At 55.0% G+C, this 644-nt stretch carries 1 pseudogene; it reads left to right on the forward strand.

Going from position 1 to position 644, the window contains the following annotated elements:
* Positions 1-644: pseudogene (locus tag EPG66_RS23135) on the forward strand (IS3 family transposase); the annotation flags it as partial.

Consider the following 644-nt stretch of genomic DNA (forward strand, 5'->3'; position numbering starts at 1 on the left):
CCGTGACAACATCTGTTGCTGGCCTGTTCGCCTGCTCTGTCGGGTGCTGGATGTTCATCCCAGTGGTTTTTACGCCTGGCTTCAGCAGCCGCATTCACAACGCCATCAGGCAGACCTAAGACTGACAGGACAGATTAAACAGTTCTGGCTGGAATCGGGATGCGTCTATGGTTATCGCAAAATCCATTTGGATCTGCGGGACAGCGGGCAACAGTGCGGAGTGAACAGAGTCTGGCGACTGATGAAACGTGTCGGGATAAAGGCTCAGGTCGGATACCGGAGCCCGCGGGCACGTAAAGGCGAGGCCAGTATCGTGTCGCCCAACAGGCTCCAGCGACAGTTCAATCCGGATGCTCCGGATGAGCGTTGGGTAACGGACATAACCTACATCAGGACCCACGAAGGCTGGCTGTATCTTGCCGTGGTTGTTGATCTGTTCTCACGCAAAATTATCGGCTGGTCCATGCAATCCCGGATGACAAAGGACATTGTCCTGAACGCACTGCTGATGGCTGTATGGCGGCGTAATCCCCAAAAACAGGTGTTGGTTCATTCGGATCAGGGCAGTCAGTACACAAGCCATGAGTGGCAGTCGTTCCTGAAATCACACGGCCTGGAGGGCAGCATGAGCCGTCGCGGTAACT

This window comes from Pantoea pleuroti (assembly GCF_014156615.1).
In the GTDB taxonomy this organism is placed as follows: domain Bacteria; phylum Pseudomonadota; class Gammaproteobacteria; order Enterobacterales; family Enterobacteriaceae; genus Pantoea; species Pantoea agglomerans.